The 9,642-nt window shown below is 30.2% G+C and carries 8 protein-coding genes and 3 tRNA genes; 2 read left to right on the top strand and 9 right to left on the bottom strand.

The features are described from left to right. Positions 1-297: 297 nt before the first annotated feature. Both ACSHW5_RS16240 and ACSHW5_RS16235 read right to left on the bottom strand, forming a co-directional pair. Positions 298-383: transfer RNA gene (locus ACSHW5_RS16240), tRNA-Leu, on the bottom strand. 15 nt (positions 384-398) lie between these two features. Then, positions 399-470, bottom strand: a tRNA-Gly gene (locus ACSHW5_RS16235). 216 nt (positions 471-686) lie between these two features. On the opposite strand from ACSHW5_RS16235, the gene gldA reads away from it, so the two are divergent. Beyond that, positions 687-1,580 (top strand): gliding motility-associated ABC transporter ATP-binding subunit GldA, encoded by an 894-nt coding sequence (gene gldA / locus ACSHW5_RS16230; protein WP_435677198.1) that lies wholly within the window; start codon positions 687-689, stop codon positions 1,578-1,580. A gap of 78 nt (positions 1,581-1,658) precedes the next feature. On the opposite strand, the gene ACSHW5_RS16225 is transcribed toward gldA, so the two are convergent. The 7 genes from ACSHW5_RS16225 to ACSHW5_RS16195 form a co-directional block, all read right to left on the bottom strand. Continuing rightward, on the bottom strand, positions 1,659-3,749 hold the full coding sequence (locus tag ACSHW5_RS16225) for a peptidylprolyl isomerase (RefSeq protein ID WP_435677197.1): 2,091 nt from the start codon (positions 3,747-3,749) through the stop codon (positions 1,659-1,661). A 122-nt stretch (positions 3,750-3,871) separates the two neighbouring features. Next, a complete protein-coding gene (locus ACSHW5_RS16220; protein ID WP_435677196.1) occupies positions 3,872-5,137 on the bottom strand; it encodes a hemolysin family protein in 1,266 nt (421 codons plus the stop codon). A gap of 37 nt (positions 5,138-5,174) precedes the next feature. Continuing rightward, positions 5,175-5,378, bottom strand: a complete 204-nt coding sequence (locus ACSHW5_RS16215; protein WP_435677195.1) for a hypothetical protein — start codon at positions 5,376-5,378, stop codon at positions 5,175-5,177. Positions 5,379-5,382: 4 nt separating this feature from the next. Beyond that, complete coding sequence (gene lptC, locus ACSHW5_RS16210; protein WP_435677194.1) at positions 5,383-5,949, bottom strand: LPS export ABC transporter periplasmic protein LptC; 567 nt, start codon at positions 5,947-5,949, stop codon at positions 5,383-5,385. Between the two features lie 4 nt (positions 5,950-5,953). Further along, on the bottom strand, positions 5,954-7,294 hold the full coding sequence (locus ACSHW5_RS16205) for a tetratricopeptide repeat protein (RefSeq protein WP_435677193.1): 1,341 nt from the start codon (positions 7,292-7,294) through the stop codon (positions 5,954-5,956). 16 nt (positions 7,295-7,310) lie between these two features. Further along, positions 7,311-8,600, bottom strand: a complete 1,290-nt coding sequence (locus ACSHW5_RS16200) for a hypothetical protein (protein WP_435677192.1) — start codon at positions 8,598-8,600, stop codon at positions 7,311-7,313. Beyond that, complete coding sequence (locus tag ACSHW5_RS16195) at positions 8,597-9,325, bottom strand: type III pantothenate kinase (RefSeq protein ID WP_435677191.1); 729 nt, start codon at positions 9,323-9,325, stop codon at positions 8,597-8,599. The genes ACSHW5_RS16200 and ACSHW5_RS16195 overlap by 4 nt, the downstream gene beginning before the upstream one ends. Before the next feature lie 100 nt (positions 9,326-9,425). Between ACSHW5_RS16195 and ACSHW5_RS16190 the strand changes: the two genes are divergently transcribed. Further along, a tRNA-Phe gene (locus ACSHW5_RS16190) sits at positions 9,426-9,498 on the top strand. Positions 9,499-9,642: the final 144 nt, after the last annotated feature.

Genomic DNA, 9,642 nt, shown 5'->3' with positions numbered 1-9,642 from the left:
AGGTGTTAAAAATGTAGAATTTTTCCTATTTAGATTAACAACAATTTTTGCCTAAACACAACAATTGCGAATGATCCATTTTAATCTTGAGTTTTTTTAATCAAATTCATTAAATCCTGTATGGATGTTATGATTTTTTACGAAAATTTAAGAAAGAATGAGACTTTTCTAAATATTTTTTTGTCTTAGTCTAGACATAATATTTGTACCTAAGCTTTTTGCACTTAATTGTGAAACTCTACAACTTTTGTACTTGATCCAAAAAAAAACCGTAACAAATAAATGTTACGGTTTTTGTACTGAAGGCGGGACTTGAACCCGCACGGCCATTACTGACCACTGGATTTTAAGTCCAGCGTGTCTACCAATTCCACCACTTCAGCATGGTAATTGAATAGAGCGAAAGACGGGATTTGAACCCGCGACCCCCACCTTGGCAAGGTGATGCTCTACCCCTGAGCTACTTTCGCAGTCGTATTTTTTAATTTGAACTTTTTAATAACTCTGCTTTTTGATGTTTTTAAAACATCTAATTCTTTAGAGCGGTGCAAATATAATACCTTTTGTGGATTACACAAATGTTTTTTTTATTTTATTTAAATTTTTTTAAAATAATTATTTTTGCTTTTCAGAAACTATAAATGAAACTGTTTCGTTATCAAAATAATTCAAACTATTTTTGTAAAATGTCTATTAAAGTTACATCCGTATCAAAGTATTATAAAACTCAAAAAGCATTAGATGATGTTTCTTTTTCGGCTGTTAAGGGCGAAATAATTGGCTTTTTAGGACCTAATGGGGCAGGGAAGTCTACTTTAATGAAAATCTTAACAGGATTTATTAGACCGACTAATGGAGCCGTTTTTGTAAGTAATATAGATGTTTTAAGCAATCCTATAGAAGCAAAAAAAAATATTGGGTATTTACCAGAGCACAATCCTTTATATAAAGAAATGTATGTGCGGGAGTATTTGCAATTTCAAGCGGCTATTTTTAAGGTTGATAAAAGTGAAATTGAAAACTGTCTTATAAAAGTAGGTTTACAAACAGAGGCGCATAAAAAAATACATCAACTTTCTAAAGGTTATCAGCAAAGAGTTGGGCTAGCGGCTGCTATTATACATAATCCGGAAGTTTTAATTTTAGACGAACCTACTACGGGGTTAGACCCCAATCAGCTGATAGAAATTAGGGCTTTAATAAGAGAGTTGGGAAAAGAAAAAACTGTGTTATTTTCTACACACATCATGCAAGAAGTAGAAGCTATTTGCAGTAGGGTAATTATTATCAAAAAGGGTGAAATTTTAATTGATAAAAATTTAGGAGAATTAAAAGAAAAGAATCATCAGAATATTGAAGTTACTTTTGATTATAGGATAGAAGAGCAATTTATACGAAGGTTACCAAATGTAGTTTCTTATAAAAATAATTATGATACTACATGGTTTATTACTTTTGATAGCAAACAAGACATGCGCCCAATTATATTTGATTTTGCACAAGAAAATGGTTTAAAAATACTAGGTTTAAATAGGCATAATAAGAATTTAGAAACCCTATTTACAGAGCTTACTAAGTAAAAAAATGTATTTTAATAGAAAAAGGTCTGTATGAAATTTTCATACAGACCTTTTTTATATTAAAAAGCTAAAGTATATTTAGTTTGCAGTATACATACTAGCTCTATTGTCTTCTATATCAGAAGCGCTTTTAATAGCTTCGTAAATTTTAAAAGTTTGTCTTTTTCTTGCTTCAGAAATCTTTTTTCTGGCCGTGTCATAATTTGGTAATGCAGTTGGCAGTTCTTTGGTAGTTACCGTAAATGCATATACACCTCGGTTACCAGCTATATTAGAAATCAATTTATTTAAAGGTGCATTGTACATTGCTCCCACAATTTTTGGTTCTGAACCAGCACCAACTAAAGTAGGGCTGCTTAGTGTAACTCCATTTGCATTTCTAACAGTAGTATTATTAGCAGTAGCTATTTCTTGTAATGTTGCTCCATTTAATTTAGAAGATAGCAATGAAGCTTTCTTTTTGTTCATTAAAATAGGTTTTACTGTATTTGCAGCTTTTGTTGCTGATAATAATCCTTTTTGAGTATTTGCAGTTACAAAAGCAACAACATGACTTCCTTCTAAATCGAAACGTTTAAAATCTCCAGTATTTGTGTCTGTTCCAAAAGCCCAAGTAATTATTTGTCTTTGGTTTCCTAAACCAGGTACATTTTCGTCTAATGCTTTTAAACCTACAACTGGTTTTGTAATATAGCTGCTTTCTTTTGCAACTTCATAGAATTTTTTATCTTTAGAAACTGCTAAAGCAAATTGTTCAGATTTTTGAAAAACTGCATTTTCAGTAGCTTCTGAAGCAATAATTTCTTTACTTAAAGTTGCTAATTTTACTACTTTCTGAGTGTTTTTTTGATCGTCTATCTTTATAATATGAAAACCGAATGGTGTTTTTACAACATCAATACTTCCTGTTTTATTGGTAAAAGTAAAATCTCTAAAAGCAGGTGTCATTCTAGCATAATTAAACCAGTCTAAATCACCACCTTTACTAGAATTAGAAACATCCGAAGAAAATTCTTTTGCTAAACCAGCAAATTTATTTTTATTTCTTTTAACAAGTGTTAAGATGCTGTCTGCTAATTTTTCAGCTTGCTCTTCTGTTCTAGTAACATCCGGAGCTACTCTTTGCGCACCTATAAAAGGAACCAAAATATGACTCGCTTTTACAGAGTCTGGCATTTTTGAAATTTCTGTGATTTTCGAAATTTTAAAATAGCCTTGGTCTTTATAAGGTCCAAAAACATCACCTTTATTGCTTTCAAATAATTGAGAAGCTATTGTTTGGTTAATGTTATTGTTAAATTTAAAGTTAGTATCTAAAGGAGTATCAGAATCATTATCATCTAAAAAAACTTTATTGTTGGTTGCTTTTTTAAAATCTTCAATGAAACTAGCAACATCTGCTTTTATAACTTCTTCATCTGCCGGTGTTGCAGCAATGTTAAATTGTACATAAGAAATATCTCTAGAAGCCTCTACTTTAAAATCAGCTGGATTTTCTTTTATATAACTTTCAATTTCAGACTTAGAAATAGTAACTAAGCTGTCTGAGATAGAAGTATAAGGTACATAAACAAATTGAGAGGTTAATTTAGTGTTTTCTATAAAATATTCAGTTTCTCCTTCTTTTAAAGAAGCTCCTAAACCTGCAGAAACTAAATTGTTATAAGTATTTCTTTCAGAATTATCTCTAATCTGATTCATGTAGTTAGACCAAGCTGCCCATAACTGAGCATTGTTTTCTTTGGTATCTGCTAAGAATTGTTTGAATTTTGTTTCATCAAACATTCCTACTTCATTTAAAAATTGAGGATTTTCTTTTACAGAAGGTGCATTTACAATTTCGTTCCAAACATCAGCTTCACCCACAGTTATTCCTGCTTCTGATAATTGATTTTGATAGATTTTTTTTCGAACAATATTGTCCCAAACGGTATTAGATGCTTGCATTTCAGAAACTCTACTACCAACTTGTTGTTTATATGCTTCTACTTCAGTGGCAAATTCTTGCCTAGAAATAGCATCACCATTAATTTCTCCTATTTGGTTTACTTTGCTAGAATTGAAAAAATCTCCTAAAGTAGAAGGATCTAATACAAAGGCAAAAAGTGCCAAACCAATGATAATGATTAAGAACATTGAACGTTCTCTAATTTTTGATAAAACTGCCATGAGTTATTTATTTTTATTCAGTGGGCGAAGATACAATTTGGCTTTTAATATTGCAACCCATTTTTTAGTTATTAATTAGATGTGTTTTTGTTGATGAAAATTGGAAAAGAATTACCCTTATTTTAGTCTTCTGCATCTACTATTTTAAAATAGACTTCTTCTATTTTTGCGCTACTCATTTTTAGTATTTTAATCACAAAATCCTCAATTTCAACTATTTCATTTTGTTCGGGTATATTTTCTATATGTTCTATTATAAATCCGCCAAGGGTTTCATAAGCTTCAGATTTTGGAATGTTTAAATCGTATTCTTCGTTTAAATAGTCTACTTCTAATCTTGCAGAAAAACGAAAAGAAGTATCATTAATTTTTTCTTCTAAAAAATCTTGTAAATCGTGTTCGTCTTCAATTTCTCCGAATAATTCTTCTACAATGTCTTCTACAGTTATCATTCCAGAAGTACCTCCATATTCATCAACAACTACAGAAACACTTTTTCTTTTTTTCATTAAACTGTTTAAAATGTCATTAATCATCATAGATTCTGGTACAAGTTCTACAGGTAATAAAATAGATTTAATGGTTTTTGGCTTTTTAAATAACTCAAAGGCATTTACATAACCTAGAACATCATCTAAAGAAGATTTATAAACTAGTACTTTAGATAAACCAGATTGTATAAATATATTTTTTAAATTATGTACGGTTTCATGAAGTTCTACGGCAACAATTTCTGTTCTGGGCACCATTACTTCCCTGGCTTTTACGTTGTGAAATTCTAAAGCATTTTGAAAAATTTGAATTTCAGAGTCTAATTCTTCATCATCATTACCAGTTTCTAACTGCTCTGTAATATAATGGCCTAATTCTTCTTTGCTAAATTCTGTTTGTTGTTCATCTGCATTTGTTTTAAAAAACACACGCAAGAAAAAATCTGAGATCGATGTAATAAATTCTGAAAAATAATGAAACATGACAAAGAAAATATAGGCAGGTACAGCAAATATTTTTAGTACATCATTGGCATAGATTCTAAAGATGGTTTTGGGTAAAAACTCTGCCGAAATTAGAATAATAATGGTAGAAATTATAGTTTGTACCAGTAATATGGAAAACTCATTATAACCCTCTAAAGGTAGTATTCTTATCAAAAGTTTACCCATGTAATAACTGTAAACCACCAAAGAGATATTATTACCAACCAACATGGTTGTAATAAATTTTGATGATTTTTGGGTAATTTTATTTAAAATTTGGGCAATGTATCCTTCTCTTTTTTTTTCTAATTCTATGTGTAGTTTATTAGCAGAGACAAATGCAATTTCCATTCCCGAAAAAAATGCGGAAAGTATAATTGAAATGATGATTATTATGAGCTCAATTTCCATTCAGAAATATAGATAATCTTTTAAATTTGTTGTTTTTTTAGAGTTCTTGTTGACTATTTCTTTTTTCTACTTTTTTTCTAAAATATCTTTTTAGGAAAAACACTAAGGTAATAAAAATAGAAAAGCCAAGAAATATATATGCTCTATTTCTGTCTGTATTCCATCTAATAATTGCTTCTACTAAACAGATTATTGCAATTATTAAGTATCCATATTGAAAAAATTTCCAAATTTTGTTCATTGTTTTATTTTTCTGTTGTTTCTAATTTTCCGGTTGTTTTTTTAGCCAAATGCTTGCTTAAATCCTCTTTACATTCAAATCCAATTCCATAAATAGTGTCTTTTGGAGTTGTTAAGGTAAAAGCTTTTTCAGAGAAAAAATAATGAGTATTTTGATCCCAAAGTAATTTTTCTGTTTCTAATTTAGAATGATCTGTATGATTTAAAACCACAACATTTCCTTTAATTTCTGAAACTAAAGTTTTAGAGTAAGAAAGCGCATAATTACCTGTTATAGTTATAGAATCTAATCCATTATTATCAAAATTAATGATTTTAATTCCTTTAGGAAACTCATTATAAGGATGCTCTTTTCTATTGCTAAAGTCGTTTAATAAAGGAGTTATTAATTTTGAAGTAATTCTTCCAGAATCTTTATACACATGATAGGCGTTTTTGGCAATGCCGATAGGTAAGTTTTTTGTTGCTAAGAAGTCTCTAACTTGTTGTGTGTTGTTAGAGCAAGAAAAAAGCATTACTGTTATAAAGATAACAGTAATGCTTTTTGATATTATATGATTGTATTTTTTCACAAAATTAATTTGAAGGAACGGTAACAGTTTCTCCAATCCAACATTTAATAGTATATCTACTTCCTGGAGTTATACCTGCAGTAAATATTACTTTCTGACTAGGTATATTTCCTCTATAGCTATTGATATAACTTCTTGCTTCTGAAGAAACACCTGGGTCTACAGATGAAGCTCTTTGCGCCATGTTTAAGGCAGCAACGTATACCATTCTTTTTTCAAACTCGTCATTTCCACAAGAATTTACACTACTTTGATAAAGTCTTGCAATAAATAAATATGCTTTTCCGTAAGTTGGGTTAAGGCTAATTGCTTCTCTTGCTAAACTTCTAGCTTTGCTGCTTTGACCATTATCTTTAGCGGTTTGCGCAAACTTTAATTTGTATTTAGCTTTCTTTATAGGATCTGTTTCTAAAGAAAAAGCTTTGTCTCTCATCTGAGATGCTCCAGTTGGGTCTCCATTTTTTTCCAAAATTCCTGCTAAGAAAGTATAAGAATCTGGAGATGGTGCTGCCTCTGCATAAGCTCTTGCCAATGTTTCATATAAAGATTCTGATTGACAACCTTTGTTATACATTCTAGAAACCGCTCTTTTTAACCATACTGAGTTAGATTTATTTTTTTCAAAATCTCTTTGGTATAATGGAACTAATCTTTCACATGTAGCAATTCCAGAAATAATTGCATCTAAGCCTCCTTCTACGGTTCCTAAAGCTTTAGAATTTACCGTATATGCTCTAACTAAGTATGCATCTCTTTTGTCTAATACTTTTGCAGTATCTCCTTCTGTAATTGCATATAATTTTTTAGCGTATCCTTCTAGTTTTAAATTTACATTTTCTAATACATCATCATAAGTATCAAAAACTTTTTGAGGGTTTGCGTCTTTATTTCTATCTGTAATACCTTGAAAGTATACATATAAATTTTTAACGCCCATTTTAGTTGGGTCTATACTATATGCTTTTTCTAAAAGTGCAAAAACTTCTGCATCAGTACCTAGTTTATTATCTAACAAATAATCTGCATAATCACTATGAACTTTTGCAGGGTTATCTTTAGGAAAATACTGTAACCTTTGTTCGTATACTCTTTTTGCTAACGCAGGGTCTTTTCTTATTTTTTCTGCTAAATCTGCTCCAAATTTGTAAATGTTTACAGATAAATCTTTACAATTGTCCATTAAGTGTATCCAATTAGTATATGCATCATCATATTTTTTGGATTGATAATCTCCTTTAAAAAGATTATACTTTATTGTACAATCTCTTTTTGCGTCATCTTGGGCATTTGTTTTTGCTGATGCTAAAAGCAGCATAGCAGCTAATAAAAACGTAAATTTTTTCATTTTTTGTGTGTTTTTGTTAATCAATTTTTCTCTTTTGAAACCAACCTGTATCCGTCAAAGATAAACTTAATCTAAAATTAAAATAATTTTCTTGAATTAAATTATTAGTATTTGTTCCTCTTTTACCATATTCGAAGCCCAAATTTATAGTGGACAATCGTTTTAGTGGTAAACCTAAACCAAAAGATATGCCAAAGTCATCAATTGGTGTAAAATTTGTATTGTTACCAGAGCCATCAACTAATAAGCCAGTTTTTTCAAATCGTACTCCGGCTCTATACGTAACTCTATGCCAGTAGTTTGATATTGAGTTTATTTTTGGTAAGTAAAATCCTCCTGCAGAAATTCTACTTGAGTTTTCATAATTATACGCAATATTAGAGGCCTGTGTAAACCCAGAAGTGTTTATAGCGTCTTGAGTTTCATATTCTACACCAAAATACCATTTATCAAATTTACCTACTCCAGCACCAAAAACAGATTTTAAAGGAATATTATAATTTCCGATCATAGAATTTGTAGAAATTGTATCTCTTGGTATTTCTGACCCTGCACTGCTTAGCGTTAGCGAGTATAAATAATCGTCGCCTGTAACTTTAAAAACGTTGCCAAGAGTAATAGCTGCTCCTGCATTTACTATTAATTTATTCTTTAATTCTTTTTTATATTGAGATCCAATTTTTAAAGAGTTACCTCTTACATTAGAAACATCTTTGTATTTTGTAGCTAGGGTAACATCTGCTCTTTGGTTGAGAATGCTATTTTCAATATTACCAAAACTATAAGTTCCTTCTATCCCTAAAGACAATTCTTTTAGAATTTTTATTCCAAAACTTGCATACAATTTATTGATTCCACCAGAACCTGAAAACAAAGAAATTTCTATAGGTGTATTAGAAGTGTCATAAACTGTATTAGATAAAGAATAACCTACAGAAGAAAGTGGCTGCAATCCAAAAGCCATTCCTGCTTTTTTTCCAATAGGAAAAGCCAAAGAAACATAACTTAAAGTGGTAGAGTTAGAATTTTGTGTAATATCTCCGTTTTTAATAGATAGGTTACTACTTAACACACCAAAGCCATACGTGGTATATTTTAAATCTGAATATGCTGCAGGATTTGTGAAATTTAAATATTTGTAGTGGCTAAAAGCTACACCAATACCTCCCATACTACTTTGTTCTATTGTAGTTTGGTTAAATTTGTCTCCAATACCAAAAAACGAATAGGGTGATGAACTTGTTCTTTGTGCCGATATGGTTGCAGAAGCTATCAGTAAAAAAACTACTAAAATCTTTCTTATCATTTGTCTTTGTTAAATATCAATAATTCGTTTAATCCAAGAAGGAGGAAATTTTGATTGGCAAATATGCCACTTTTTAATTGTTTTGACAAGAAATTTGTATCTCCACCTGTTAAAACCACTGTTAAATCCTTAAATTTTTCTTTATATGTTAAAATTGAGCCTTCTAACTCATTTATAACACCTTGTATAATACCTGCATGAATGCTTTCGTGGGTGGTTTTTCCAATAGCACTTTCCGGAATTTCTTTATTTAAATAGGGTAAGTTTGCAGTAAAAGTGTGCAATGCTTTATAACGCATATTTATTCCTGGTGATATGGCTCCTCCTAAATATTCTCCTTTTTTATTTATAAAATCAAACGTAACACAAGAACCTGCGTCTATAATAAGTACATTTTGTTTTGGATATTTTTTTAAAGCAGCTACAACTAATCCTATTCTGTCTACCCCTAAAGTGTTGGGCGTTTTATAAAGATTGATAAAAGGGACATTTATATTTGATGAAACAACCAATAATGGAAGTAGTTTTTGGAGTTTTTGGAGTTTATGATGGGTAATAGAGGCAACACTAGCTATAATTGCAGAAGAAATTGCATGTTTTTTTAATATTTTTTTTATTTCAGATATTATGATTTTTTTATCAAAAACAAAGCTTTTTACAAGTGTATCTTGCTTAAATACAGCGGCTTTTACATTTGTATTACCAACATCAATAATTAGGTTCATGGATACAATTTTTAGGAAGTTTCAAAAATACAACACATTTTTTTAAAAAAATGTTAGGAGATGTAAAAAAACATATTATATTTGCCACCGCTAAGGCAATGGTACCTTAGCTCAGTTGGTAGAGCAAAGGACTGAAAATCCTTGTGTCCCTGGTTCGATTCCTGGAGGTACCACTTAAAAACCTTATAAACATTATGTTTATAGGGTTTTCTGTTTTTAGGGTGTTCAATAGATATTAAATAGGCACTTTCAGAAATAAATAAGTACTTGCATATCAATTAAATAAGTTGTATTTTAGATAAAATCAAACCCCGAAA

It is taken from the genome of Polaribacter sp. (genome assembly GCF_051251875.1).
In the GTDB taxonomy this organism is placed as follows: domain Bacteria; phylum Bacteroidota; class Bacteroidia; order Flavobacteriales; family Flavobacteriaceae; genus Polaribacter.
The sequence above is the reverse complement of the archived record's forward strand: the minus strand, read 5'-3'. Positions and strand labels throughout refer to the sequence as shown.

Bases quoted from the DNA above. Each gene is read 5' to 3' on its own strand.
- ACSHW5_RS16195 (WP_435677191.1), bottom strand. From the start codon at position 9,325: ATGAACCTAATTATTGATGTTGGTAATACAAATGTAAAAGCCGCTGTA.
- ACSHW5_RS16200 (WP_435677192.1), bottom strand. From the start codon at position 8,600: ATGATAAGAAAGATTTTAGTAGTTTTTTTACTGATAGCTTCTGCAACC.
- ACSHW5_RS16205 (WP_435677193.1), bottom strand. From the start codon at position 7,294: ATGAAAAAATTTACGTTTTTATTAGCTGCTATGCTGCTTTTAGCATCA.
- ACSHW5_RS16225 (WP_435677197.1), bottom strand. From the start codon at position 3,749: ATGGCAGTTTTATCAAAAATTAGAGAACGTTCAATGTTCTTAATCATT.
- ACSHW5_RS16220 (WP_435677196.1), bottom strand. From the start codon at position 5,137: ATGGAAATTGAGCTCATAATAATCATCATTTCAATTATACTTTCCGCA.
- gldA (WP_435677198.1), top strand. From the start codon at position 687: ATGTCTATTAAAGTTACATCCGTATCAAAGTATTATAAAACTCAAAAA.
- ACSHW5_RS16215 (WP_435677195.1), bottom strand. From the start codon at position 5,378: ATGAACAAAATTTGGAAATTTTTTCAATATGGATACTTAATAATTGCA.